At 70.6% G+C, this 25182-nt stretch carries 20 protein-coding genes and 3 pseudogenes; 15 read left to right on the top strand and 8 right to left on the bottom strand.

Features of this window, described 5'->3' with window-relative positions; all coding sequences use genetic code 11:
• Positions 1 to 117 precede the first annotated feature (117 nt).
• From ABZV38_RS00410 to ABZV38_RS00400, 3 genes are read left to right on the top strand one after another with little or no spacing between them, the layout of a single operon-like run.
• Positions 118 to 1437: a histidine kinase gene (locus ABZV38_RS00410; RefSeq protein WP_356322960.1), complete on the top strand. Its 1320-nt coding sequence runs from the start codon at positions 118 to 120 to the stop codon at positions 1435 to 1437.
• A complete protein-coding gene (locus tag ABZV38_RS00405; RefSeq protein ID WP_356322958.1) occupies positions 1434 to 2096 on the top strand; it encodes a response regulator transcription factor in 663 nt (220 codons plus the stop codon). Before ABZV38_RS00410 ends, ABZV38_RS00405 begins: the two co-directional genes overlap by 4 nt.
• A gap of 37 nt (positions 2097 to 2133) precedes the next feature.
• The gene (locus tag ABZV38_RS00400) at positions 2134 to 3363 is read left to right on the top strand and encodes a cytochrome P450 (RefSeq protein ID WP_356322956.1); all 1230 of its coding nucleotides are present in this window, start codon (positions 2134 to 2136) and stop codon (positions 3361 to 3363) included.
• 70 nt (positions 3364 to 3433) lie between these two features.
• On the opposite strand, the gene ABZV38_RS00395 is transcribed toward ABZV38_RS00400, so the two are convergent.
• The gene (locus ABZV38_RS00395; protein WP_356322954.1) at positions 3434 to 5056 is read right to left on the bottom strand and encodes an ABC transporter permease; all 1623 of its coding nucleotides are present in this window, start codon (positions 5054 to 5056) and stop codon (positions 3434 to 3436) included.
• Positions 5053 to 5583 (bottom strand): annotated as a pseudogene (locus tag ABZV38_RS00390) (ABC transporter ATP-binding protein); the annotation flags it as partial. The pseudogene ABZV38_RS00390 and the gene ABZV38_RS00395, both read right to left, overlap by 4 nt.
• Here ABZV38_RS00390 and ABZV38_RS00385 point away from each other — a divergent pair.
• A pseudogene (locus tag ABZV38_RS00385) lies at positions 5584 to 5784 on the top strand (MarR family transcriptional regulator); the annotation flags it as partial.
• Between the two features lie 46 nt (positions 5785 to 5830).
• On the opposite strand, the gene ABZV38_RS00380 reads toward ABZV38_RS00385, so the two are convergent.
• Both ABZV38_RS00380 and ABZV38_RS00375 read right to left on the bottom strand, forming a co-directional pair.
• Complete coding sequence (locus ABZV38_RS00380; protein ID WP_355994427.1) at positions 5831 to 6103, bottom strand: DUF1876 domain-containing protein; 273 nt, start codon at positions 6101 to 6103, stop codon at positions 5831 to 5833.
• 78 nt (positions 6104 to 6181) lie between these two features.
• Positions 6182 to 7039 (bottom strand): diacylglycerol kinase, encoded by an 858-nt coding sequence (locus tag ABZV38_RS00375; RefSeq protein WP_356322952.1) that lies wholly within the window; start codon positions 7037 to 7039, stop codon positions 6182 to 6184.
• A gap of 186 nt (positions 7040 to 7225) precedes the next feature.
• On the opposite strand from ABZV38_RS00375, the gene ABZV38_RS00370 reads away from it, so the two are divergent.
• A complete protein-coding gene (locus tag ABZV38_RS00370) occupies positions 7226 to 8509 on the top strand; it encodes an adenylosuccinate synthase (protein ID WP_356322950.1) in 1284 nt (427 codons plus the stop codon).
• A gap of 60 nt (positions 8510 to 8569) precedes the next feature.
• Here the strand turns inward: ABZV38_RS00370 and ABZV38_RS00365 are convergent, their stop codons facing one another.
• Positions 8570 to 10099: a substrate-binding domain-containing protein gene (locus ABZV38_RS00365; protein ID WP_356322948.1), complete on the bottom strand. Its 1530-nt coding sequence runs from the start codon at positions 10097 to 10099 to the stop codon at positions 8570 to 8572.
• Positions 10100 to 10556: 457 nt separating this feature from the next.
• On the opposite strand from ABZV38_RS00365, the gene ABZV38_RS00360 reads away from it, so the two are divergent.
• Positions 10557 to 11438, top strand: a complete 882-nt coding sequence (locus ABZV38_RS00360) for a glycoside hydrolase family 19 protein (RefSeq protein ID WP_356322946.1) — start codon at positions 10557 to 10559, stop codon at positions 11436 to 11438.
• Between the two features lie 99 nt (positions 11439 to 11537).
• Here ABZV38_RS00360 and dnaN read toward each other — a convergent pair whose 3' ends face one another.
• Positions 11538 to 12677, bottom strand: coding sequence for a DNA polymerase III subunit beta (gene dnaN, locus ABZV38_RS00355; protein WP_356322944.1), 1140 nt, complete (start codon positions 12675 to 12677; stop codon positions 11538 to 11540).
• Between the two features lie 365 nt (positions 12678 to 13042).
• Between dnaN and ABZV38_RS00350 the strand changes: the two are divergent.
• Positions 13043 to 14493: pseudogene (locus tag ABZV38_RS00350) on the top strand (helix-turn-helix domain-containing protein).
• A gap of 30 nt (positions 14494 to 14523) precedes the next feature.
• On the opposite strand, the gene ABZV38_RS00345 reads toward ABZV38_RS00350, so the two are convergent.
• A complete protein-coding gene (locus tag ABZV38_RS00345) occupies positions 14524 to 16389 on the bottom strand; it encodes a protein kinase (RefSeq protein WP_356322942.1) in 1866 nt (621 codons plus the stop codon).
• Positions 16390 to 16567: 178 nt separating this feature from the next.
• Here ABZV38_RS00345 and ABZV38_RS00340 point away from each other — a divergent pair, with 178 nt between their 5' ends.
• The 3 genes from ABZV38_RS00340 (at position 16568) to ABZV38_RS00330 (ending at position 19578) form a co-directional block, all read left to right on the top strand.
• Positions 16568 to 17950, top strand: coding sequence for an aspartate aminotransferase family protein (locus tag ABZV38_RS00340; RefSeq protein WP_356322940.1), 1383 nt, complete (start codon positions 16568 to 16570; stop codon positions 17948 to 17950).
• 112 nt (positions 17951 to 18062) lie between these two features.
• Positions 18063 to 18794 (top strand): GntR family transcriptional regulator, encoded by a 732-nt coding sequence (locus ABZV38_RS00335; protein ID WP_356322938.1) that lies wholly within the window; start codon positions 18063 to 18065, stop codon positions 18792 to 18794.
• A 133-nt stretch (positions 18795 to 18927) separates the two neighbouring features.
• Positions 18928 to 19578 (top strand): hypothetical protein, encoded by a 651-nt coding sequence (locus tag ABZV38_RS00330; protein ID WP_356322935.1) that lies wholly within the window; start codon positions 18928 to 18930, stop codon positions 19576 to 19578.
• A gap of 66 nt (positions 19579 to 19644) precedes the next feature.
• Here ABZV38_RS00330 and ABZV38_RS00325 read toward each other — a convergent pair whose 3' ends face one another.
• The gene (locus ABZV38_RS00325) at positions 19645 to 20478 is read right to left on the bottom strand and encodes an SLATT domain-containing protein (RefSeq protein ID WP_356322933.1); all 834 of its coding nucleotides are present in this window, start codon (positions 20476 to 20478) and stop codon (positions 19645 to 19647) included.
• Between the two features lie 358 nt (positions 20479 to 20836).
• Between ABZV38_RS00325 and ABZV38_RS00320 the strand changes: the two genes are divergently transcribed.
• The 5 genes from ABZV38_RS00320 to ABZV38_RS00300 all read left to right on the top strand — a co-directional run bounded on the left by ABZV38_RS00320 (position 20837) and on the right by ABZV38_RS00300 (position 25151).
• A complete protein-coding gene (locus ABZV38_RS00320; RefSeq protein ID WP_356323451.1) occupies positions 20837 to 21172 on the top strand; it encodes a YbaB/EbfC family nucleoid-associated protein in 336 nt (111 codons plus the stop codon).
• 73 nt (positions 21173 to 21245) lie between these two features.
• A complete protein-coding gene (recR, locus tag ABZV38_RS00315; RefSeq protein WP_356322931.1) occupies positions 21246 to 21845 on the top strand; it encodes a recombination mediator RecR in 600 nt (199 codons plus the stop codon).
• 92 nt (positions 21846 to 21937) lie between these two features.
• Entirely contained in the window at positions 21938 to 22597 is a 660-nt protein-coding gene (locus ABZV38_RS00310) for a DUF5063 domain-containing protein (RefSeq protein ID WP_356322929.1), read from the top strand.
• 221 nt (positions 22598 to 22818) lie between these two features.
• Positions 22819 to 24090 carry an aspartate kinase gene (locus ABZV38_RS00305; RefSeq protein WP_356322927.1) on the top strand — a complete coding sequence of 424 codons (1272 nt, stop codon included), beginning with the start codon at positions 22819 to 22821 and terminating at the stop codon, positions 24088 to 24090.
• Positions 24087 to 25151 (top strand): aspartate-semialdehyde dehydrogenase, encoded by a 1065-nt coding sequence (locus ABZV38_RS00300; protein WP_356322925.1) that lies wholly within the window; start codon positions 24087 to 24089, stop codon positions 25149 to 25151. The genes ABZV38_RS00305 and ABZV38_RS00300 overlap by 4 nt, the downstream gene beginning before the upstream one ends.
• Positions 25152 to 25182: the final 31 nt, after the last annotated feature.

Here is a 25182-nt window from a genome sequence, read left to right as displayed (position 1 = left end):
GCACCCGGCGCTCGCATGTGTCACTGATTTCCCGGGTCCAGTAGTCCTTGCGACGGATGCCGCAGGATCCGTATCACTGCTGACGACGTGGTGCGCCCGGCCGCCTACCTTGGGAGCGTGACCGAGACCAACAGGACCAGAAGCCCCGAGTTCCGGCTGGCCGCAGGGGCGATAGGCGGCCTGCGGCAGGACCTCTTCCATGATGCGTTCGCCTACCGTCCGCTGGCGCCCATGCGGACCGACGGGGCGCGGACCCGGCGGCTGTCCGAGCGGATGCGCGCGCGGACCGCCCGGACGCCGCACGCGCTGGTCGGGCTGGCCGCGCTGATCACAGTCCTCATAGGCATCGGCGCGGCGGACGGCTCCGGGATCCGGTCCGGGATCGAGATCATCGTGGCCGGGCTGCTCCCGGCGCTGACCGTCGTGATGACGCTGTTCCGGCCGGTCGGCGCGTTCTGGATGTCGTTGGCGCTCACTCCGGTGACAGCCATGATCACCGGTGGCGACTGGCCGTGGGTGCCGAGCATGTTCCTCTCGCACCTGGTGGTGCTCGTCGTGGTCGCGGCCCGGACCCGGCCGCGTACCGCCGCCTGGATGTGGGTCCTGACCGTGGTGCTCGGCACCTTCCTGGAGAACTTCGGCTGGCACTACTCGACGACCACCGGGCCCATGGCCGTGGCCTCCGCGTTCACCCTGCTCGTGGTGACCGTCGTGCAGACCCGCCGGGAGGCGGAGCGCGAGGTGACTGTGCAGCGCACCGTCACCGCCGTGGAACGCGACCGGCGCACGCTGCTGGAGGAGCGCACCACCATCGCCCGCGAGCTGCACGACGTGGTCGCCCACCACATGTCGGTCGTCGCGATCCAGGCCGAGGCCGCCCCGTACCGGGTGGAGAACCCGCCGCCCGAGCTGGAGCAGGCCTTCGTCACCATCCGGGAGAACGCCGTCGCCGCCCTCACCGAACTGCGCCGGGTCCTCGGCGTCGTGCGGGCCGAGGACTACGAGGCGCCGGACGCCCCGCAGCCCACCCTCGCCGAGCTCGACCGACTGCTCGCCAATGTGGCGGACGCGGGCCTGGTGGCGGAGAAGACGGTCACCGGCGCGGTACGCGAACTGCCCCAGGGCGTCGAGCTGTCGGCGTACCGGATCATCCAGGAAGCCCTCAGCAACACGTTGCGGCACGCGCCCGGCGCCACCGCCAAGGTCGAGATCGGCTATGTGCTGGGCGGGCTCGGGCTGCGGGTCGTCAACGGGCCGCCGACCGGTCCGGTGAAGTCCTCGCCGGGCGCCGGGCACGGTATTACGGGGATGCGGGAGCGGGTCGCCATGCTGAACGGCGAGATGACCGCCGAGACGACGGCGGACGGCGGGTACGAGATCGCCGTGTTCATCCCCGTACCCCTGGCCCAGGAACCGACGCAGAGCGAGACCTCATGAACGACATCCGTGTTCTGATCGTCGACGACCAGATGATGGTCCGCGAGGGCTTCTCGGTGCTCCTGGGGGCGATGCCGGGCATCGAGGTCGTCGGCGAGGCCGTCGACGGCCGGCAGGCCATCGCCCAGGCAGCCGCGCTGCGGCCCGACGTGGTGCTGATGGACATCCGGATGCCGGAGCTCAACGGCATCGAGGCGACCCGTGAGATCGTCGCGAACGACGCGGCCGCCAAGGTGCTCGTGCTGACCACGTTCGACCTCGACGAGTACGTGTACCAGGCGCTGCGCGCCGGGGCGTCCGGGTTCCTGCTGAAGGACGCCTCCGCCCGCCGGCTCGCCGACGGGGTACGGGTGGTGGCGGGCGGGGAGGCGCTGCTGGCGCCGACCGTCACGAAGCGGCTGATCACCGAGTTCTCCCGGCTCGCCGGGGCCCCGCGGCCGCCCGCGCTCGCCCGGATCGGCGATCTTACGGAGCGTGAGACGGAGGTGCTCGTCCTCATCGCGCAGGGCCTGTCGAACGCGGAGATCGCCTCGCATCTGGTGGTCGCCGAGTCCACCATCAAGACGCATGTGAGCCGCATCCTGGTAAAGCTGGGGCTGCGGGACCGTACGCAGGCGGCGGTGTTCGCGTACGAGGCGCGGCTGGTCACCCCGGCCTGAGCTGCCCCACCGGCGGGCGGGCGGTTAGCGTCCTTCCATGCACCCGTCTCCGCAGCCCGAGTCCGCCGCTTCGTTCGATCCCTGGTCGCCGGCGTTCGTCGCCGACCCGTACCCCGCCTACGCCGCGCTGCGGGCCACCGGCCGGGTGCACCGGTTCGAGCCCACGGACCAGTGGCTCGTCCCGCACCACGCCGACGTGTCGGCGCTGCTGCGGGACCGGCGCCTGGGCCGCACCTATCTGCACCGCTTCACCCACGAGGAGTTCGGCCGCACGCCCCCGCCCGACGCGTACGAGCCCTTCACCACCCTCAACGGGCAGGGGCTCCTCGACCTGGAGGCCCCCGACCACACCCGGATCCGGCGCCTGGTCTCCAAGGCATTCACCCCGCGTACGGTGGAGCAGCTCGTCCCGACGGTGCGGCGGCTGGCCGCCGAGCTGGTCGACAGCTTCGTCGAGGCGGGCGGCGGCGACCTGCTCACCGCGGTCGCCGAACCGCTGCCCGTCGCCGTCATCGCCGAGATGCTCGGCATCCCCGCGGCCGACCGCGCTCCGCTGCGGCCCTGGTCGGCCGCGATCTGCGGGATGTTCGAACTGAACCCGTCCGAGGAGACCGCGAGCGCCGCCGTCCGCGCCTCGGTGGAATTCTCCGCCTATCTGCGGGAGCTGATCGCGGAGCGCCGCAAGAACCCCGGTACGGATCTGATCTCCGCGCTCATCGCCGCGCACGACGAGGGGGAGCGGCTGAGCGAGCAGGAGATGGTCTCCACCTGTGTGCTGCTGCTGAACGCGGGCCATGAGGCGACGGTCAACACCACCGTCAACGGCTGGTGGACGCTGCTGCGCCACCCGGAGCAGCTGGCGGCCCTGCGGGCCGACCACGGGCTGCTGCCCACGGCCGTGGAGGAGTTGATGCGGTACGACACTCCGCTGCAGATGTTCGAGCGCTGGGTCCTCGACGACATCGAGATCGACGGCACAGTCATCCCGCGCGGCTCCGAGGTGGCCCTGCTCTTCGGCTCCGCCAACCGCGACCCGGCCCGCTTCACGGACCCGGAGACGCTGGACCTGTCCCGGCGGGAGAATCCGCATGTCTCGTTCGGCGCGGGCATCCACTTCTGCCTGGGCGCGCCGCTGGCGCGGGTCGAACTGACCGCGTCCTTCGGCGAATTGCTGCGCCGCGCGCCCGGGATGCGACTGGCGGCCGAACCGGAGTGGAACCCGGGTTACGTGATCAGGGGCGTGAAGGAGCTGCGTGTGGAGCTGTGACCGTTCCTGGCCTCAAGCCCCCATGCCCTTGAGGCCATGGGGGAGATCGAGGACAAGAACAGTCACCCGGTCATCCCTGTACGTCCCGCCTCCGCAGCGCCCCCAGTCCCGCCGCCACCTGGACCACCGCGCCCGCGGTGAGCGACAGCGCCGGCAGCCACTGCATCTCCGTGCCCGGCAGCTTCGGGAGGTGGCTGAACGGCGACAGGTCCATCACCGGCTGCGGCACGTTCACCGCCGGGCCGATCCACCCCAGCGCCAGGCAGATTCCGACCACGCCCCACGAAGCCACCGCGGCCTTCGGCAGCGCCCCGTACAGCAGTACCGCGAGCCCTCCGAGCAGCCAGATCGCGGGCAGTTGCACCAGCGACGCACCCAGCACCGCCGGGAGTTCGTGCCCGTAGCCGGCGGCCAGGCCGAGCCCGCCGACCATCATGATCAGTGCCGCGCCGCCGAAGGCGACGACCAGATGGCCGGCCGCCCATCCGATCCGGCCGACACCGCCGGCCAGCACGGGCTCGGCGCGCCCCGCGGTCTCCTCGCCGAGCAGCCGCAGCACCGACGCGACGATGTACAGCGCGGCGACCATCCCCAGCATCGAGACCATCGCGGCGAGGAACGCGTCGGTCAGACCGGCCTGTCCGCCCATCCGCTCGAAGATCTCCTTCGTCTTCTCGTTGTCGCCGACGAGATCCGCCGCCCCGCCGGTCAGTCCGCCGAAGACGGCGCCGACCGCGGCGAACGACAGCGTCCACCCGATCAGCGCACCGCGCTGCAGCCGCACCGCCAGGCCGAAGGCGGTGGAGATCCGCCCCACCGCCGGTCCGGGCCTGGTCGGGAGGAAGCTCATGCCGACGTCGCGCCGCCCGGCCAGGGTGTACGCGAGGGCGCCCTGGACCAGCACGGCGGCGCCGATCACCAGCAGGACCCACCACCGCTCGTCCGCGTACGCCCGGACGTTCTCGGCCCAGCCGATCGGCGAGAGCCAGTTCAGTACGGACGAGGCGTCGTCCGTCGATGCGTCGCCCGCCGCCTTCAGGACGAACGCGGCGCCGATCACCGCTGCCGCGAGTCCCTTCGCGAGCCGCGCGCTCTCGGTGAGCTGGGCGGCGATCGCGGCGGTGCAGGCGAACAGCACGCCGACCCCGGCCACCGCCAGCGCGAGCGCCACCGCCCCGGCGCCGCCCGCCCCCGAGCCGGCCATCGAGGCGACGATCAGCAGAGCGAGCGCGGCATTGGCGATCAGGGCGGCGAGCAGGGCGGACGTCAGGGGGGCGCGGCGCCCCACCATGGCCGAGGAGAGCATCTCCTGACGGCCGGTCTCCTCCTCCTCACGGGTGTGCCGGATGACGATGATCAGGCTCATGACGGCTGCCATCGCGGCGCCGAAGCCGACCATCCGCCAGGCGACGAGCCCGCCGACGGAGTCGTCGAAGACGGGGCCGTACATCGCGCGCAGGGAGCTGTTGCCGTTCATCGACGCGGCGATTTCGGCGCGCTGGGCGGCGGTTTCGTAGAGCGAGGAGATGGACTTCCCGATGGAGGAGAACGACCCTCCCAGCACGAGCACCCAGATCGGCATCATGATCCGGTCGCGCCGCAGCGCGAGCCTGAGCAGAGGGCCGGCGCCGGCGAGCTGCCCGCCCCCGGCGGGGCGTCCGGCCCGGGTCGCGGCCACGGTGACGGCAGTCATCGTGCCGTCACCCCCGCGGGCTCGTCGGTGTCGGCGGCGTAGTGCCGCAGGAAGAGTTCCTCCAGCGTGGGCGGGGTGCTGGTCAGGGACCGTACGCCGGACTCGGTGAGCGACCTGAGGACGGCGTCCAGCTTGTCCGTGTCGACCTGGAGCTTGACGCGCATGCCCTGGATGTCGATGTCGTGCACGCCGGGCAGGTGGGCGAGTCCGTTGGGTGCGCCGGCCAGTTCGGCGGTGATGTTCGTACGGGTCAGGTGCCGCAGGTCCGCCAGCGAACCGGTCTCCACCGTCCGCCCCTGCCGGATGATGCTCACCCGGTCGCAGAGCGACTCGACCTCGCTGAGGATGTGGCTGGAGAGCAGGATCGTCCGCCCGCGCTCGCGTGCCTCGGTGACGCAGCTCCGGAAGACCTCCTCCATCAGCGGGTCGAGTCCGCTGGTCGGTTCGTCCAGGATCAGCACATCGACGTCGGAGGCGAAGGCGGCGACGAGGGCGACTTTCTGCCGGTTGCCTTTGGAGTACGTGCGTACGCCACCTTCGCCAGCCGCGACCGGGTCCTGACCCGCTGGGAGCACACCCTGAGGGAGGGCGCACGGACCCTGGGCCAGGACACGCCTGCCGGTGCGCGGCTCGCGGAGACGGCGGAGTTCTTCGAGTTCCTGCAGACGGAGCTGGTCGGCCTGATGGACCGCTGGCGCGACTACCGCAAGAAGTTCGACCTCCCGTAACGGAACGGCTGGGGACGGGGCGCTGGGCCCTGAGCTCCGGGGCGGCTCAGGCCAGCGGGTGCGACGTCCGGCCGGACGCCTCGTCGATCTCGTCGTGCGCCTTGGTCAGCAGGTTCATCGCGAGTTCGTTCATTGCTCTGGCTCCTGCGATCTCCTCGCCGACCCTCGGCTGCTGGGAGTCGGAGGGGTGGCGGCTGGCGTACCCGTGCGCACGTACCTCGTTGCCGTCAGGGAGCCGTACGAGGGCGGCGGCGCGGGTGCGGTGGTTGTCTTCCTCGAATTCCAGCTCGATGTGCCATCCGACTGCGGTCTTCATCATGACCATCACCTCCGGGACCTCTTACCAGAGTGCGCCCGTTCCCGCGCCCGCGCACGGTCGGCCCCGCGACGTGTGGCGCTACCCCTCGGCCACCGGGAGCATCAGTCCCCACGCACCCGCCCGCACCGTCCAGGTCCGCGTCCGGACCGGGCCGGCGACCCGGGTGTCCGCCCGGTAGCGGAAGTCCGCGCCGGAGACCGTGACCGCCTTGGCCTCCGCCGTCAGCACTTCACCCTTCGCGGTGTGGACGACCACGTCCGCGAGGCCTCCGTCGCCGCCCTGCGAGGTCACCGTCACCGATTCGACCGGGCTGTCCAGATCGTTCAGCACCACCCCGTCCGTCTCGACCCGCAGTCGATGGGTGCGAGGTGTGGCGGGCGAGGTGGGCGGGGCGGGGCGGACCAGTGTGCGGACCAGGGAGCGGCAGGTGTCCCAGACCGCCGTGACACCCGTGTGCGCGGTCGCGGCGCCCGGCGCCGTGGGCAGGGCGGGGATGTGAAGGGAGCCGAGGACGACACCGTCGCTGTCGTCGACCAGCAGGTCGAGCCGGCGCACGGCTCCGTCCAGCGCCGCGCGCGCCGCGGCCACCGCACCCCTGGGCACACCGAGCGAATGCGCGAGTTCCAGCGCGGCCGCCGCGCCCACCGGAATCAGCGCGAGCGTCTCACCGGTCAGCTCCCGATCCCGGTGCAGCAGCGTCACGGCGCGCAGCAGCGTCCGGTCGTCGCCGATGACCACGGGACGCCGACCGCCCCGGCGGGACAAGGCCCGCGCGAACTCCTCGGGCCCGTCCGGCAGGCAGATTTTTGCGTGCGAACCGGCGCTCAGCACGTCCTTCGCGATACGGACGGACTCGCCGTCGGTCCGGCGGGCGACCGGGTCGATCACCACCAGCAACTGGTGCGCACCATTGCCGGGGGGCTGGGCAGCCGACACCTCGGTCCTTCCTCGGGTAGCATCTTGGTGCAAGAGCCCCTTGCGCTATTGCGCCAGGGGCTTCGTCTATTCCGGGGCACCCGGTTCGACGGTTCAGGCTTCGTCGTACATCGTCGTACGGCATGTACGACGTTTACGTACGCCCCCTGACCTTGGACATGCCCCGCCCGGAAGGGGTGTACGCCTGTGCCCGCACTTGTGCTGCTCGGTGCTCAGTGGGGTGACGAGGGCAAGGGAAAGGCCACCGACCTCCTCGGTGGATCCGTGGACTATGTGGTGCGTTACCAGGGCGGCAACAATGCCGGCCACACGGTGGTCGTCGGCGACCAGAAGTACGCACTTCATCTCCTCCCCTCCGGAATCCTTTCACCGGGGTGTACCCCGGTCATCGGAAACGGTGTCGTCGTCGACCCGGCTGTCCTGCTCTCCGAGCTGAGTGGGCTGAACGACCGCGGCGTGGACACGTCCAAGCTGCTGATCAGTGGTAATGCTCATTTGATCACCCCGTACAACGTCACGATCGACAAGGTGACGGAACGGTTCCTCGGGAAGCGCAAGATCGGCACGACCGGCCGCGGCATCGGCCCGACGTACGCCGACAAGATCAACCGGGTCGGCATCCGCGTCCAGGACCTCTATGACGAGTCGATCCTGGAGCAGAAGGTCGAAGCTGCGCTGGAGCAGAAGAACCAGCTCCTCGCCAAGGTCTTCAACCGGCGCGCCATCGAGGCCGGCAAGATCGTCGAGGAGATGCTCCAGTACGCGGATCAGATCAAGCCGTACGTCGCCGACACGACGCTGATCCTGAACGACGCCATCGACGCGGGCAAGGTCGTCCTCTTCGAGGGCGGCCAGGGCACACTGCTCGACGTAGACCACGGCACGTACCCCTTCGTCACCTCGTCGAACCCGACCGCGGGCGGCGCCTGCACCGGTTCCGGCGTGGGCCCGACGAAGATCAGTCGGGTCATCGGCATCCTCAAGGCGTACACCACGCGTGTCGGCGCCGGCCCGTTCCCGACGGAGCTGCTCGACGAGGACGGCGAGGCGCTGCGCCGGATCGGTGGCGAGCGCGGTGTCACCACCGGTCGTGACCGCCGCTGCGGCTGGTTCGACGCGGTGATCGCGCGGTACGCGACCCGGGTCAACGGCCTCACCGACTTCTTCCTCACCAAGCTGGACGTGCTGACCGGCTGGGAGCAGATCCCGGTGTGTGTCGCGTACGAGATCGACGGCAAGCGGGTCGAGGAACTCCCGTACAGCCAGACCGACTTCCACCACGCGAAGCCGGTCTACGAGATGCTGCCGGGCTGGTCCGAGGACATCACGAAGGCCAAGACCTTCGACGACCTGCCGAAGAACGCGCAGGCGTACGTGAAGGCGCTGGAGGACATGTCCGGCGCCCCGATCTCCGCGATCGGTGTCGGCCCCGGCCGTACCGAGACCATCGAGATCAACTCGTTCCTGTAGGACGGGACCACGCGGAGGGGGGCCGGGGCGGCTGGTGCGCCCCGGCCCCCCTCCGCGCATTCACTCCTCCCCGCAGATCCGCAGCCCCTTCGGCGTCGCGCACGGCAGATGCCCGTGCGTACGGATGACGTCCTGGCCGTTGCCGCGGCTCAGATAGCCGAGGAAGCTGGAGGCCAGCGAGTCGGCGGGCGGCTGGCCGTACGTGTAGGCGTACTCGATCTCCCGGTACGGGTAGGTGCTGGAGCCGATCGTGTCGACGGACGGGACGGTGGAGTCGATGGCGAGCTGGTGCGCCCCCTCCAGCGCGGTTCCGGAGCGCAGCTCGCTGTAGCCGATCGCGCCGTCGAGCCGGCCGACGGTGGCCAGGACCTGGTCGGTGGAGTCGAGTTCGCAGCGGATGACCCGGGCCGCGGCGTCGTCCTTGGTGGCGCAGTCGCGGGACGACTGGGCGGGTTCGTTGTGGCCGAGGACGCGCCGCTGGAAGACCTCGCGGGTGCCGGAGTTGGCGTCCCTGCTGACCAGGAGTACCGGCAGGTCGGGCCCGTCGAGCGCCTTCCAGTTGCGGATGTCGCCCCGGTAGATCTTCCGGATGGTGGCCAGGGAGAGGTTCTTGACGGGCACCCGGTCGTTGACGACGAGGCGGAAGAGCGAGACCGCGACCCGGTTCTCCCGCAGCTGCGGATAGCCGTCCGGTTTGGGTCCGTCGGAGAGGGCGATCAATGCGGGGGAGCCGGACTTCCCGGCCGTGGCGCCCCGGTCGGCGAGCTCCCGTATCCCCGCGTTGCTGCCGTGCGCATCGACGGTGACGGTGGAACCCTCGCACTCCTTCTCGTACTTCTGCGCCAGTTCCCGCACGACCGGTTCGAAGGCGGTGGAGCCGGTCACCACCAGGGTGCCCCGGGCGCAGCCCATCGGGGGCGGGGTGTCGTCGCGGACCAGGATGATCGAGGCCAGGGTGACGACGCAGACGGTCAGTGCCACGGTGATGAGCCGGGCGGCCCGGCCGAACATCGGGGGCTTCTCGTCGGGACGGACAGCGGTGTTGGGTGTCACCTCGCCGTCCCGGATGCCGCCGGTGATCCTGATGGGGCTGCCCACGTGCGAGCCGGTGAGCAGCACCAGCAGCTTGAAGTGCTCGCCCCGGTTGAGGGGGACGCGCGGCAGCCGGATGAGCCGGCCGCTGTGGCGCATCCCGCCCGCCGGGGTGAAGTGCTCCATCAGATGGTCGGCGCCGGGTGCCTGGGTGACTGCGATGCCGCGTACGGTGCGGCCGGTGAACTCCACGGTCAGTCCGTGCAGTTCACGGCCCGTGTAGTCGTTGTCGGCTATGGACTGCGAGCCGTCGTTCTCGACGCGCAGCAGGACGAGCGTGGCATCGGCCATGTCGGGCGTCTCGCTGAAGAGCCCGAGCCGGACATTGGCCCGCCCCTCGCTGACGTCGCTGCCGATCGGGGTGTCCATCTGGACCCGGTAGCCGATGCGCTTGCGGCGGGGTACGCGGCGCTCGTACCAGAGCACTCCGATGGAGGCCAGGACACCGAGCACGGCGGTGCACACGGCCACGATGTTCTCGGCGCTGAACCACTCCACGGCTTTCTCGCGCTCCCCTCGTCGAACGCGTGCACGCACGTAGGCGCATCGGTGCGGTACCGGTCCCCGGTTCGGGTCACCGTATGTGTGCGATAGGGGAGTTGGGGTGGGCAGCCGGATCCTTTCGGCTGACGTTCGCCTGCCGTTCGCGCAGCGGTCGGCCTCGGTGGGCCGGCCGGCCGGTTGTTCCGCATGCTGGACGGCCGGGAGGTTTTTGGTTCGGGCCCGGCCGTGTGTCCGGCCGGTGATCCGGATGCACTCCTTCCGGAATTACTGCTGTTGAGGGCCGCCCCGGCGCGGCGCATTCGCTGCGAACGCGCATCGGGGCGCCTCTTCGGGAAGGCTCCCGGTGTTGGTCTAGACCTTGACAGGTGCAGACCAGCGGCGCTTGAGTGACGGTCACCCCCCATAGCGGTGCACCGATGAGTTCGGTGCACCGCGCCGAAGGAGTGATCACATGATGAGGCGCGTCATGGGCATGCTGGCCGCGCTGGGCGCGGTCGTCGCGATGCTCGTCGTTCTCCCCGCCTCCACCGCCTCGGCGGCCGAGTGCGCGGCACCCTGGAACGCCTCGTCCGTCTACACGGGCGGCGGAGCGGTCTCGTACAACGGGCACAACTGGACCGCGAAGTGGTGGACGCAGAACGAGCGGCCGGGCAGTTCCGACGTCTGGGCGGACCAGGGCAGCTGCGGTGGCGGCACGGATCCGGGCACCCCGACGGGATTCGTCGTCAGCGAGGCGCAGTTCAACCAGATGTTCCCGAACCGGAACCCCTTCTATACGTACAGCGGACTGACCGCGGCCCTGAGCGCCTACCCGGGCTTCGCCAACACCGGCAGCGACACGGTCAGGCGTCAGGAGGCGGCGGCGTTCCTTGCCAACGTCAGCCATGAGACGGGCGGTCTGGTGTACGTGGTCGAGCAGAACACGGCCAACTACCCGCACTACTGCGACACCGGCCAGCCCTACGGCTGCCCGGCCGGACAGGCCGCGTACTACGGCCGCGGTCCGATCCAGCTCAGCTGGAACTTCAACTACAAGGCAGCGGGCGACGCACTCGGCATCGACCTGCTCGGCAACCCGTACCTGGTCGAGCAGAACGCGTCCGTGGCCTGGAAGACGGGTCTTTGGTACTGGAACACCCAGAACGGTCCGGGCACCATGACCGCCCACAACGCCATGGTGGGCGGCGCCGGCTTCGGCGAGACGATCCGCTCCATCAACGGCTCGCTGGAGTGCAACGGTGGCAACCCCGCCCAGGTCCAGAGCCGCATCGACCGGTACCAGGCCTTCGTGCAGATCCTGGGCACCACCCCCGGCGCGAACCTGAGCTGCTGATCAGCCGGTGAACTGACCCACTGATCCACAGCCTGTGGATCGCCGCCCGACGGGGGCGTGCCCGGCCACGGCCTGGACACGTCCCCGCTCCGGTCTTCCTCAGACCAGTGGTTTCACCGACATCAGCAGGTGCCGGTGCGTCGGATGCGGTGCGGCGCCCTTGTCCGCCTCCGGCCGGCTGTCCTCGGCCGACCGGCCGGTGATCAGGGCGCGTTGGCCGGGACCCATCAGGTGGAACTGGACGGCCGGCGCGTCGAACGAGGCCAGGGCGTCCATCAGGTACGAGGGGTTGAACGCGACCGTCAGTTCATCGGTGCCCGCCAGGACGGCGGGCAGCCGCTGGGACGCGACATCGTCCTCGTACCCCGCCTGCAGCAGCACCGAGTCGCCGGCGAAGGTCAGGTGGAGCGGGCTGTCGCCGTCCGCGACCACCGCGACGCGCTTGACGGCCTCGACCAGGGGCGCCCGGTCCGTCACCGCGGTCGTCGGGTCCGCCATCGCGAACAGCTTGTCGTGCCGGGGGAGCCGGCCGTCCAGGAGCCGGACCGTGGTGCGCATTCCGGCGAGTTCGAAGCCGACCGATCCGGCGTCCAGAGCGACGCTGACCATGCCGGAGCGGCCGAAGGAGCGGGCGATCTCCGTCAGGCGCCGGGCGGACACCACTACATCGGCCGAGACGTCCGCCACCGCCGGCTTCCATGCGAGCGTGCGCACCGCGAAGCGGTACCGGTCGGTGGCGGCCAGCGTCATCGTGTCGCCGTCGAGCCCGAGCCGGATCCCGGTGAGGGTCGGCAGTGTGTCGTCCCGGCCCGCGGCCACTGTCACATGGGCGACGGCCGCGGCGAACTCCTCCGAGTCCACCGCACCCAGCACCCCGGGCAGCGCCGGCAGCGCCGGGTAGTCGTCGAGCGGCAGCACCGACAGTCCGAACCGGGCGCCGCCGCCGGTCACCGAGAACCGTGAACCCTCCACCGCGCACACCACCGGGCTCTCGGGCAGCACCCGGCACACATCGAGCAGCCGTCTCCCCATGACCAGCACCCGCCCGGCCCGTACGGTCTCGGCCTCGACCTCGATACAGGCGGACGCCTCGTAATCGAGGCCGGAGATCCGCAGCCACCCGCCGTCCGCCTCCAGCAGCAGCCCGCCGAGCACCGGCACGGGCGAGCGTGTAGGCAGCACCCGGGCTGCCCAGGCCACGGCATCGGTCAGTGCACTGCGATCGATACGGAACTCCATGGCGGGGCCCTTCTCCGTCGGTCCAGGTGATGACCCGACGTTAGGCGGTGCCACTGACAATCGGCCCCGGGCCGGTGCGGCCGACGACAGCGACCACCCCCGTGGGTCGCTGCCGCCGTGCCTCCCCGTCGTCCCCCGAGTTCCGTGTGGCCCCCGTGTTCCCCCGACGCACTCGGAAGACGTTCGGACTCTAGGGCTGGGGGTAGACGACGGGGAGATTCAATTCGCACTGTGTGGACGTTGCAGGGGTATCAGTCCGCACAGTCGAACCGGTAGGCTTCACTCCGCTTTTCTGCGGAGTGCAGGACGGGTAGGGAGCGAGGGGACCGGTGCGAGCAGGGGAACGTGCCGACGACGTGCTGCGGATGCATCGCCTGGCCCGCGTCGGCGGCTCGCAGGAGCTGCTGCGCTGGGTGTCGGGGCGGGCCGGCGGCTGGGCCGGACTGCTCGACACCGACGGCACCGTCCTGCGCGGCGTGGCCCGTACCCCGGACCTCACGAGCGCCTCGGCCCTGGCGCTGGCCACCGAGGGCGTGAAGGAGCTGACAGCTCTCCGCGCCCGCTCCTTCGCTCTCGACAAGGGCCCGGACACCGCGCTGCTGTTCCCCCTCGACGGCACTCCTGACGCCCCGGCCCCGATCCTCGCCGTCGTCGCCCGCCGGCCGCTGCCGGACGGACTGGCCACGCTCCTCGCCGATGTGGCGATGCCCCTGACCATGTGCTGGGCGGCCGAGACGGTCGAACGCAAACGCCGCCGTGTGGACCTCGCCGAGTCCCGCGGACGCGAAGCGGTGCTGCATCTGCTGATGACCGGCCAGCTCTCCATCGCCCATCAGGTGGCGGGCGCGCTGAAACCCACGCTGCCGGACCCCGTCCAGGTGTGCGTGGTGCAGTGCTCGGGCGGCCGGCGGGACGAGGTGGTGCGGGTGTGCGCGGACATTTCCGGCGGCCGGTCCTGGATCGTCCGGTGTCCGGTGTACGCACGCCACCTGATCCTCGTCGTGCCCGCCGGGCCGGACGGTGCCGATCCGCAACTCGGCCTCGACGTCGCCGCCGTGGTGGACGACTGTGTCGTGGGCGTGAGCGAGGACGTGCCGCTGAGCGACACGGCGACCGGATACCGGCAGGCGTTCCATGCCCTGGCCGTGGCCCGCGGATTGCCCGCGCGCCACGCCCGGTTCGGCTCGGCACCGGAACCGGCCCTGGTCGTCGGCGCCGCGGGTGCGCAGTGGGCCGACACCCTGCTGGCACCGCTCCTCACCCACCTGCCACGACGCAGCCAGGACCCCGGCAGCCAGGAGCTGGCGGCAACCCTCTCCTCCTGCTGGCGTTCTCGTCGCATGCGACGCAGCACCTGAAGATCCATCGCAACACCCTTGCCGCCCGGCTGCGGTTGATCGGCGAGCTGCTCGGCCTGGACCTGGGCCGGGTCGCCGATCAGGCAGCGCTCGACCTGGCTCTGCGCATCCGGGCCGCACCCGCACGTGCCGTCCGGCCCACGGAGCCCGTACCGGTCGGCGCCCTGGACGAGATCCTGCGGCGCCCCGCCGTCCGCCAGTGGGCGGCCGAGCAGCTGCGCCCGCTCGCCGCGACCGGTACGGCGGCCGAGACCACCCTGCGCACCTGGCTGAAGTGCGAGGCCCAACTCGGCCCGACCGCAGCCGCGTTGGGCATCTCGGTACCGGGTGTCCGCAAACGCCTCACTCGGCTCGAAGCCGTGCTTCAACGCTCTCTGCTCCAAACCCCCAGCGCGCGTTACGACTTGTGGCTGGCGTTCCGCACGCTGGACGTCGCGGGCGGCACCGGAACGGCGTGAGGTCCGGCGCCGGACCGGTCCGGCGGTGGGTCAGTCGCTCTTCGTGTACGTGAGTTGCTCGCCGGTCTCCGTGTTCTCGCGGCGCAGGGTGCCGTCCGGGAGCAGGGTGAGTGTGGTGGCCTTGCCCGGGGTGCAGGACGACATGGGTTCGCCGAGCGTCACCGTGGAGGGGCCGATGCGGATCGGTTCGTCGGGGGAGGGCTCGGAGGTCAGGTCCGCCTGGAAGACGCAGCGGTAGGTGCCACCGCTGTCGATCGGGCCCTCCGCGGTGAGGGTGAGGACGGCCTGGCCCACCTTGCCCTGCTGGATGACGAGTTCGCGGGTGGAGTGGCCTGCGGCGTTGTCGATGGTGCCGGACCAGGTGCCCACGTAGGCCTCGGGGATGGGGCCGTCGCCGTTCTTCGAATCGTCACTGGGGGACGGGTCGGTGGAGGACGACGGAGAGTCGTCGGGGGTGGGGGAGTCCGACGGGGCGGCGGAGTCGGAGGCGGACGCGGCGGGCGACGGGGTGGGCTTCGTGCCGTCGTCGTTCATGAGCGCGTACACCGAGCCGCCTGCACCGATCGCGACGAGCACCGCGACCGCGACGAGCGCGATGGTCGACCCCACGCCGCGCCGCGCCGGCGCGGGCTGCGCGCCGGGCGCGACGGCGGGGTGGAGCGGGCCGTACGGGGGTGTGGGGCCGAAGCCGGGGTGCTGCTGCGGGTACCCGTAGCCCTGACCGGGGTGCGGTTGGGCGGGCAGTTGCGGGTAGCCGTACGCGGGGGCGGGCTGTCCGGGCGGCGGCGGTCCGAACCCAGGGACCGGGGCCGGGACCGGTCCGGGTGCAGGGGGCTGAGGGCCGATCACAGTGGGCAGCGCGTGCACTGCGCCGGGCGCCGGGGCCGACGGAGGCTGCGGGCTGCCCACAGGAGGCACCGCGTCCTGGGGCCCTGCGGCCGCCACCGCCCCCGCCGACTCCTCCGGATCTTCCGAATCCAGCAACTCCACCGCATGGCGGCCCAGTTGGGCGATCAGCGCGCCCGGCAGCCACGGTTCGGCCGCCTCGTCCTCCACCAGCTGCTCCAGGATCGCGTCCGTGGACGGCCGGGCGGCCGGGGCCTTGAGGAGGCAGTCCCGGACGAGGCCGGCCAGGTCCGCCGGGACACCGGTCAGGTCCGGCTCCTCCTGCGCGATCCGGAACATCAGGGCATGGACGTCGTTGTCCGCCCCGCTGAACGGAAGCCGGCCCGTCGATGCGTATGCCAGCACCGAGCCGAGGCAGAACACATCGCACGCCGCGGTCACCCGCTCACCCCGCACCTGCTCCGGTGCCATGAAGCCGGGCGAACCGACCAGGGAGCCGGTGCGGGTGAGGCCTCCGTCGGTGACGGTGTCGAGTGCCCGGGCTATGCCGAAGTCGATGACCCGCGGACCGTCGATCGTCAGCAGGATGTTGGACGGCTTCAGATCCCGGTGGATGAGGCCGGCGGAGTGGATGCCCTGGAGTGCGCGGGCGAGCCCGGCCCCCAGAATGCGGACCGAACGCCCGGGCAGCGGACCGTAGGCCCCCGGACCCGGACGCGCCGGGGCGCCCGCGTGACCGGAGACGGTGGCCTGGAGGGACGGCCCGGCGACGTACCCGGTCGCGACCCACGGCACCGCGGCCTCGGTATCGGCGTCGAGTACGGGGGCCGTCCAGGCCGAGCCGACCCGGCGGGCGGCCTGCACCTCCTGGCGGAAGCGGTCGCGGAACTCCTGCTGTTCGGCGAGCTCCCGGCGTACCAGCTTGATCGCGACCGTACGGCCCCGGTCGGAACGGGCGAGATAGACCTGCCCCATGCCGCCCGCGCCCAGCCGACCCAGCAGGCGGTACGCGCCGATGCGCTGCGGATCCCCGGAGCCGAGCTTGTCCATGGTGTGCAGTCCTTCCCCCTCCGGCGACGCGCCGCCGATGCGGCTTGAGAATAGCGTTCGGCGGAAGACCCAGCCGGGACACCGCTGCCAGCCGACCCGACACCCTGCTCACCAAACCGCCCCACGCCATACAAGATGGCCATGTCGAGCCGCTCACCGCACGACCTACGCTCGCCGCATGACCCCTCATGCCTCCCATGGATCCCACGCTCCGCAGGTCGACTCCGCGGCCGGTGCGGCCGTGAAGGCCGCCGACCGTGCGCACGTGTTCCACTCCTGGTCCGCCCAGGGCCTGATCGACCCGCTCGCCGTCGCCGGCGCCGAGGGGGCGTACTTCTGGGACTACGACGGCAACCGCTACCTGGACTTCACCAGCGGTCTCGTCTACACCAACATCGGCTACCAGCACCCCACCGTCGTCGCCGCGATCCAGGAGCAGGCGGGCAAGCTCGCCACCTTCGCCCCCGCATTCGCGATCGAGGCCCGCTCCGAGGCCGCACGCCTCATCGCCGAGCGGACCCCCGGCGACCTGGACAAGATCTTCTTCACCAACGGCGGCGCCGAGGCCGTGGAGAACGCCGTCCGGATGGCCCGGCTGCACACCGGCCGTACGAAGGTGCTGTCCGCCTACCGCTCGTACCACGGCGCCACCTCGACGGCCATCAACCTGACCGGCGACCCGCGCCGCTGGCCGTCCGACAACGGCTCGGCGGGCGTCGTCCGGTTCTGGGCCCCGTTCCTGTACCGCTCGCCGTTCTACGCCGAGACCGAGGCCGAGGAGTGCGCCCGCGCCCTTCAGCACCTGGAGGACACCCTCGCCTTCGAGGGCCCCGCCACCATCGCCGCGATCATTCTGGAGACGATCCCCGGCACGGCGGGGATCATGACGCCGCCGCCCGGCTACCTCGCCGGTGTCCGCGAGATCTGCGACCGGTACGGCATCGTCTTCGTCCTCGACGAGGTGATGGCCGGATTCGGGCGCACCGGCAAGTGGTTCGCCGCCGACCACTTCGATGTCACGCCCGACCTGATGACCTTCGCCAAGGGCGTCAACTCGGGTTACGTGCCGCTCGGCGGTGTCGCCATCTCCGCCGAGATCGCCGCCACCTTCGAGACCCGCCCCTACCCGGGCGGACTCACCTACTCAGGGCACCCGCTGGCCTGCGCCGCCGCCGTCGCCACCATCGGTGTGATGGAGGACGAGAAGGTCGTCGAGCACGCCGCCCACATCGGGGAGACGGTTCTCGGCCCCGGCCTGCGCGATCTCGCCGAGCGCCACCCGTCGGTCGGCGAGGTGCGTGGCCTCGGCGCGTTCTGGGCGCTGGACCTGGTCCGTAACAAGGAGACCCGCGAGCCCCTCGTCCCGTACAACGCGTCGGGCGAGGCCAACGCTCCGATGGCGGCCTTCGGCGCGGCGTGCAGGAAGAACGGCCTGTGGCCCTTCATCAACATGAACCGCACCCACGCCGTTCCGGCCTGCAACGTCACGGAGGCCGAGGCCAAGGAGGGACTGGCGGCACTGGACGTGGCCCTGTCGGTGGCTGACGAGCACACCGTCTGACGCATCCGTCCGACGCATCCGTACGCATTCCGTATGGCGCCCCTCCCTGTGCCCGGAACCGGGCACACCGGCCCTGGCTTAAGGTGGCCGCAGCCGAACAGGGAGGGTCGCCATGTGCGCGAGCGGAACGGTGACCCGCAGTACGCTGCGGCAGCAGATTGCGGACGCGCTGCGTGACGAGGTGCTCGCCGGGCGTTTGCAGCAGGGACGGGAGTTCACCGTCAAGCAGATCGCCGAGCAGTACGGGGTCTCCGCGACGCCCGTGCGCGAGGCTCTCTTCGACCTCTCCGCGCAGGGGCTGCTCGATTCCGATCAGCACCGCGGTTTCCGGGTGCACGAGTTCACCGTGGCCGACTACCGGGCGATGGTCGAGGCCCGCACCCTGGTCATGGACGGAGTCATCCGCGACATCTTCTCCGGACCCGCGCCCTCGCGCGCGCAGGCGGCGAAGTACCGCGAGTCACTGGTCTCGGTCCGCCGCAGGGCAGACGAGGCCGCGCGGGCGGCGCGCTGCGGCGACCTCGACATCCTGATCGGCTACGACCTGCGTTTCTGGCGTGAGCTCGGCGCGCTCGTCGGCAACACGTACATCACCGACTTCCTGCACCGGCTGCGCGTCCAGTGCTGGGTGTTCGCCGTGCCGTATCTGCGCAGCGACGTGGACGTACGGGACTGGCTCTGGAACGGCCATCCGGCCCTGGTCGCGGCCATCACGCTGGGCGAGCACGACGCGGTTCGTGCGGCGATCGACGAGTACAACGCCCACGCGCTGATGTGGGCGGACCGGCTCGCGGCCGGCGACCCGGCGCACCCGGGACACGCCGAGAAGCCGAAGGCGTCGTAGGGGCGAGCGGCCCCGGCAACGAGGTGTTCGCGAGCCGGTCATGAGGGACCACTGTGCGCAACGTGCCGATCGCATTACGCTGTCCCGACCATCGCACGCACCCTTGCGAGCACCCGTTGGAGAGCGAGTCTTCGTGGCCTGTGACCTGTGGCTGGTCCCCCTCGTCGATGTGCTGTGCCACAGCCCCGACAATCCGTTCGCCGAAGAGATAGCCATCTACGACAAGGCGCTGGGCGATGCCGGACTGCCGGCCGTACCCGTCTACGCCTACATGCCGGGCCTGACCGGCGACGTGGCCCCGGTGGCGGGCTTCGACTACGACGCGCTGCACTTCCTGCGCCGCGCCTATCTGCTGCAGCTGAGCGGCCTCGCCGTCACACCCGTCGATGAACTGGGCGGGGACTACGAGCAGCTGCTGGAGATGTTCGAGCCGACGGCGCAGCAGTCCCATCTGGTCTGGCACTACGACCACGCGGGGGCATACGTCCCCGTGGACTTCCCCTCCCCGCTCTCCAACGACGAGCTGCTGGCGGGCGGCGGCCCGTTGGGCTCGGCGCACGGGCTGCTGCGGGAGCTGGAGTTCGTCGCCCCCTCCATCGGCATCGACCCGGCGAACCCGCCGGCCGCCCCCGCACCGCCCACCGCGCCGACCTCGCTGGAGGAGCCGGCGAGCCCGATTCCGTACGACGACAGTCCGTTCGCCCGCGAGCGGCACGTCTGGCTGGGCCTGCACGCGGCGGTGACCCGCAGTCTCGCCCAGGGCTCAATGATCATCTTCAGCTGACGCGACGGCCGGGCCCCCGCCCCGGAGTCACGGGCCCTTCAGGAGCCACCGATCGCCGATCACCGATCAGCGCGGTGGCTCCGGGGGCCGCTGGCGCGGCATGTTCGGCCGGGTCATCGACTGGAGCGGGAACCGCCCCGGCGGAACCCACTGCTCCGTACGCCCCCCGATCCCGCTGCCGGACACCAGTGCCTGCATCCCCATCGGCGCCGGCCCGGCCCGGAACTCGACCATCCAGTCCGCGGTCTCGGACCGCACGAGCTCCGTGATGTCCTCGGAGAACCGTCGCAGCACCCCCAGGCACCGCTCCGCCGCCTCGCTCGCCGTCCCCTCGGTCGGCCCGAGCACCTCCCGTACGCACTCCGACGCCCAGTCGAACTGCAGCACCTGGAGCCGGCGCTGCACGGCCTGGGCCGTGGCGAGGTTCCTTATCCAGCCTGAGGTCAGGCCGAAGAACCGGTCGCAGGCCATGCACGCGGCGCCCAGCAACAGCAACAGATAGCCCCAGCCGGCCGCGCCGTCCAGCGCCCCCGTCAGATCGAGGAGCGGCAGCGCGGCGCCTGCGACCACCCCGGCCGCCGTGCCGATCCGCAGCACCCTCGCGCCGCGCCGCTTCCACACCCGGTCGGCCAGGTACCAGCGGGCGGTGCGCAGCGCGTCGGCCTCGACATAGCGGTACAGCTCGTCGAGGCGTTCCGCGGGTTCGCCCCAGTCTCCGAGCGGGAACGGCTGCCCGGTCAGATCCCGGCCCCGCGCACCGGAGCCCAGGCCCGGGCCCGGGTCCGGGCCTGGGCCCGACTCCGGGCCGGAGCCCGGGCCCGAACCCGGCGGAACGGCCGAGCCGGGCGCACCGGGCTCGTTGCGGGGCGCCCCCTCGGGCTGCATCTCCGGCTGACTCACCGGGGCACTCCTCTGCACTCTGCGTATCGACGTACCAACGCGTGTTTCGACGCGTGCACTCGACGGCGGGCGGACTTTCGACGTGGCCGACCGGTCCCGCTTGCGTAACCCTGCGTGACGGACGGTGCACGTGTGCGTACTGATACGCATGCCCTTCCTACCGCCGAATGGTGGGCCGTGGGGTCGAAATCGCGGTATTCCCGGGTGTGCAGGGCCTGTGATCAGGTATAGGAGTCTCGCTGCCGTTGACGGGATCTCACCCGAAAGAGTTGCTCACCAGTGGGTGGGGCGCGGTGCCCGGGGAGCACGTAGGCTCGGCATACCGAAACAATTTGTCGTCGAAATGCCAGGAGTGACCGTGATTCCCGGTGGTGGCCAGCCCAATATGCAGCAGTTGCTGCAGCAGGCCCAGAAGATGCAGCAGGACCTCGCGAAGGCCCAGGAGGAGCTGTCGAGGACCGAGGTCGAGGGGCAGGCGGGTGGCGGTCTGGTGAAGGCGACCGTGACCGGTTCCGGCGAGCTCCGCAGCCTGGTCATCGATCCCAAGGCCGTCGACCCCGAGGACACCGAGACGCTCGCCGACCTCGTCGTCGCCGCCGTCCAGGCAGCGAACGAGAACGCGCAGCAGCTTCAGCAGCAGAAGCTGGGCCCGCTGGCCCAGGGGCTGGGCGGCATGCCCGGTCTGCCCTTCTGATCCGTCAGCAGACCAACTACCGTACGTACCACGACGGCAACAGCCGCGGGTCTCAGCTCAGGAAGGCGTCCCGTTGTACGAAGGCGTGGTTCAGGACCTCATCGACGAACTGGGCAGACTACCCGGCGTCGGTCCCAAGAGCGCGCAGCGGATCGCTTTCCACATCCTGCAGGCCGAGCCCACCGATGTGCGCCGTCTCGCCCATGCCCTCCTGGAGGTCAAGGACAAGGTCCGGTTCTGCTCGGTGTGCGGCAATATCGCGCAGGAGGAGCAGTGCGGGATCTGCCGCGACGCGCGCCGCGACCAGACGGTGATCTGTGTGGTCGAGGAGCCGAAGGATGTCGTGGCGATCGAGCGGACCCGTGAGTTCCGGGGCCGTTATCACGTGCTCGGCGGGGCGATCAGCCCGATCGAGGGCGTCGGCCCGGACGATCTGCGTATCCGTGAGCTGCTGGCGAGGCTCGCCGACGGTTCCGTCACGGAACTGATCCTGGCCACCGACCCCAACCTGGAGGGCGAGGCCACCGCGACATACCTGGCGCGGATGATCAAGCCGATGGGTCTGCGGGTGACGCGGCTGGCCAGCGGGCTGCCGGTGGGCGGTGACCTCGAGTACGCGGACGAGGTCACTCTGGGCCGCGCGTTCGAGGGGAGGCGGCTGCTCGATGTGTAGTACCCGTATCACCACGTCTCACGTCGGTTTTACGTTCAGCGCCGCTATGTTCTACTCACCGTTCGCGACCGTGCCCACGGGAGGTCCCCTCGATGTCTGACGCCACGCTGAACTCCGTCACGCAGGACCCGGACGACTTCGCCGTCCAGATCGCGGACCAGATCAAGGCGTTCATCGTCGCCGTGACCGAGGTGTCCAAGGTCGACGAGCCGGAACAGGCCGTCCCGATCCTGCTCCTCCAGGTCTCGCAGCTGCTGCTGGCAGGGGGCCGGCTCGGCGCGTACGAGGACGTCGTCCCGGACGAGCGTTACGAGCCGGACCTGGGTGCCGAACCGGACGCGGACGGCCTGCGCGAGCGCTACGCGACCCTCCTCGAACCGATCGACGTCTACTCCGAGGTCTTCGACCCGTACGAGCCCCGCAAGGCCCCGGTTCCGTGCCGCATCTCCGACGGCCTGGCCGACCTGGTCACGGACCTGCGCCACGGCCTGGCCCACTACGAGGCGGGCCGCACCACCGAGGCGCTGTGGTGGTGGCAGTTCTCGTACTTCTCCAACTGGGGCTCCACCGCCTCCGCGACCCTGCGCGCCATCCAGTCCCTGGTCGCCCACATCCGGCTGAATCAGCCCCTCCAGGAGCTGGACGGTCTGGACACGGACCAGGACGCGGGCGAGGACGACCTGGCCGAGGAGGCGGGCCGGGTCATGGCGGAGGAGATCGCGGGACCGCTGGGCCTGCGCCCGGTGAAGTAGCCGTCCCGGCTGCACGGAGCGGCCGGCCCGGCGTGTGGGCTGGGGCACATACGGGAGTGGATTCCGTTGCGCCGGGCAGCAGCCTTGTACGAGCAGTTCGGAGCGACACGTCGATGATCACGTGGTGAGCGGGACATCTCACGATGTGATATCTGCGGGGCGTTTCCGGACTGCTCGTTAAACTGAGGCGACCGAAGTAATGGATTGAGCGAGGAGCGCACGTGGGCCTTGTCGTGCAGAAGTACGGAGGTTCCTCCGTAGCCGATGCCGAAGGCATCAAGCGCGTCGCCAAGCGAGTCGTCGATGCCAAGAAGAACGGCAACCAGGTGGTTGTCGTGGTGTCGGCGATGGGCGACACGACGGACGAGCTGATCGATCTTGCCGAGCAGGTGTCACCGATGCCTGCCGGGCGTGAGTTCGACATGCTGCTGACCGCCGGAGAGCGGATCTCCATGGCCCTGCTGGCGATGGCGATCAAAAACCTGGGCCACGAGGCCCAGTCGTTCACGGGCAGCCAGGCCGGCGTCATCACCGACTCGGTCCACAACAAAGCGCGCATCATCGATGTCACGCCGGGCCGCATCCGGACCTCGATCGACGAGGGCAACATCGCCATCGTCGCCGGGTTCCAGGGGGTGAGCCAGGAAGGCAAGAACATCACCACCCTCGGCCGCGGCGGGTCCGACACCACCGCGGTCGCACTCGCGGCCGCGCTGGACGCCGAGGTCTGTGAGATCTACACCGATGTGGACGGTGTCTTCACCGCCGACCCGCGGGTCGTGAAGAAGGCCCGGAAGATCGACTGGATCTCCTTCGAGGACATGCTGGAGCTGGCCGCGTCCGGCTCCAAGGTGCTGCTGCACCGGTGCGTGGAGTACGCACGCCGCTACAACATTCCGATCCACGTCCGCTCGTCCTTCTCCGGACTGCGCGGCACCTGGGTCAGCAACGAGCCGCAAGGGGACCAGAAGGTGGAGCACGCGATCATCTCCGGAGTCGCCCATGACGTCTCCGAGGCCAAGATCACGGTCGTCGGCGTACCCGACAAGCCGGGCGAGGCCGCCGCGATCTTCCGCACCATCGCGAACGCGGAAGTCAACATCGACATGGTGGTGCAGAACGTCTCCGCCGCGTCGACCGGTCTGACCGACATCTCGTTCACGCTGCCGAAGGCCGAGGGCCGCAAGGCCATCGACGCCCTGGAGCGCAACCGCGGCACGATCGGCTTCGAGTCGCTCCGCTACGACGACCAGATCGCGAAGATCTCCCTGGTCGGCGCGGGTATGAAGACGAATCCCGGGGTCACCGCGGCCTTCTTCGAGGCGCTGTCCGACGCCGGTGTGAACATCGAGCTGATCTCGACGTCGGAGATCCGCATCTCGGTGGTCACCCGCGCCGACGACGTCATCGAGGCCGTGCGCGCCGTGCACACCGCTTTCGGCCTCGACAGCGACTCCGACGAGGCCGTCGTCTACGGGGGCACCGGCCGATGACACCCCGCCGCCCTTCGCTCGCGGTCGTCGGAGCGACCGGGGCGATCGGCGGTGTCATGCTCCAGATCCTCTCGCAGCACGCGGACGTCTGGGGCGAAGTGTCGCTGATCGCCTCGCCGCGTTCGGCCGGCCGCAAGCTGGTCGTTCGCGGTGAGGAGACCGAAGTCCTCGAACTCACCGAGGACGCGTTCGACGACGTGGACGTCGCCCTCTTCCTGGTGCCCGACGACGTGTCCGCACGGTGGGCACCGATCGCCGCGTCCAAGGGCGCGGTCGTCGTCGACGACTCGGCGGCGTTCCGGCTGGACGCGGACGTGCCGCTGGTCGTGCCCGAGATCAACCCTCACGCCGTACGGATGAGGCCCCGGGGCATTGTCGCCAGCCCCAACTGCACCACGGCGTCGCTGATCGTCGTCGTCGGTGCGCTGCACGCCGAGTTCGGGTTGCGGGAGCTCGTCGTCTCCTCGTACCAGGCAGTGAGCGGAGCGGGCCGCGAGGGTGTCGCGGTGCTGCGCGAGCAGCTGTCGATGGTCGCCGGTACGGAACTGGGCACCAAGCCCGGAGACGTACGCCGGGCCCTCGGGGACACCGACGATTCGCCCTTCGCCGCGCCGGTGGCCCTCAACGTCGTGCCCTGGGCCGGAACGGAGGCAGGGGACGGCTGGTCGTCCGAGGAGCTGGCGATCCGCGACGAGTGCCGCAAGATCCTGGAGCTGCCTAACCTGCCGGTGTCGGCGACCTGTGTGTACGTGCCCGTCATCGCGACGCACTCGATGTCCGTGCACGCCCGCTTCGAGAACGAGGTCGGGGTCGACCGGGCGCACGAGATCCTGGCGACCGCACCCGGTGTGGTCCTGTTCGACAGCCCGGCCTCCGGCGACTTCCCGACGCCGTCCGATGTCGTGGGCACCGATCCGACCTGGGTCGGGCGGGTGCGACGGTCGCTGGACGATCCACGCGCCCTGGAACTGTTCGTATGCGGCGACAACCTCCGCAAGGGGACGGCGCTGAACGTGGCGCAGATCGCTGAATCAGTGGCCGCCGAGTTTCCCCGCGCGTGATCCAAGCTGATCGAACCTGATCGAACCTGTT

The sequence above is a fragment of the Streptomyces sp. NPDC005181 genome (assembly GCF_040608395.1).
GTDB lineage: Bacteria > Actinomycetota > Actinomycetes > Streptomycetales > Streptomycetaceae > Streptomyces.
This window is presented reverse-complemented; position numbering and strand designations above follow the sequence as displayed.

Coding starts and splice junctions, on each gene's coding strand:
- ABZV38_RS00405 (WP_356322958.1), top strand. CDS start 1,434: ATGAACGACATCCGTGTTCTGATCGTCGACGACCAGATGATGGTCCGC.
- ABZV38_RS00400 (WP_356322956.1), top strand. CDS start 2,134: ATGCACCCGTCTCCGCAGCCCGAGTCCGCCGCTTCGTTCGATCCCTGG.
- ABZV38_RS00395 (WP_356322954.1), bottom strand. CDS start 5,056: ATGACTGCCGTCACCGTGGCCGCGACCCGGGCCGGACGCCCCGCCGGG.
- ABZV38_RS00380 (WP_355994427.1), bottom strand. CDS start 6,103: ATGATGAAGACCGCAGTCGGATGGCACATCGAGCTGGAATTCGAGGAA.
- ABZV38_RS00360 (WP_356322946.1), top strand. CDS start 10,557: ATGATGAGGCGCGTCATGGGCATGCTGGCCGCGCTGGGCGCGGTCGTC.
- dnaN (WP_356322944.1), bottom strand. CDS start 12,677: ATGGAGTTCCGTATCGATCGCAGTGCACTGACCGATGCCGTGGCCTGG.
- ABZV38_RS00345 (WP_356322942.1), bottom strand. CDS start 16,389: ATGGACAAGCTCGGCTCCGGGGATCCGCAGCGCATCGGCGCGTACCGC.
- ABZV38_RS00340 (WP_356322940.1), top strand. CDS start 16,568: ATGACCCCTCATGCCTCCCATGGATCCCACGCTCCGCAGGTCGACTCC.
- ABZV38_RS00335 (WP_356322938.1), top strand. CDS start 18,063: ATGTGCGCGAGCGGAACGGTGACCCGCAGTACGCTGCGGCAGCAGATT.
- ABZV38_RS00310 (WP_356322929.1), top strand. CDS start 21,938: ATGTCTGACGCCACGCTGAACTCCGTCACGCAGGACCCGGACGACTTC.
- ABZV38_RS00300 (WP_356322925.1), top strand. CDS start 24,087: ATGACACCCCGCCGCCCTTCGCTCGCGGTCGTCGGAGCGACCGGGGCG.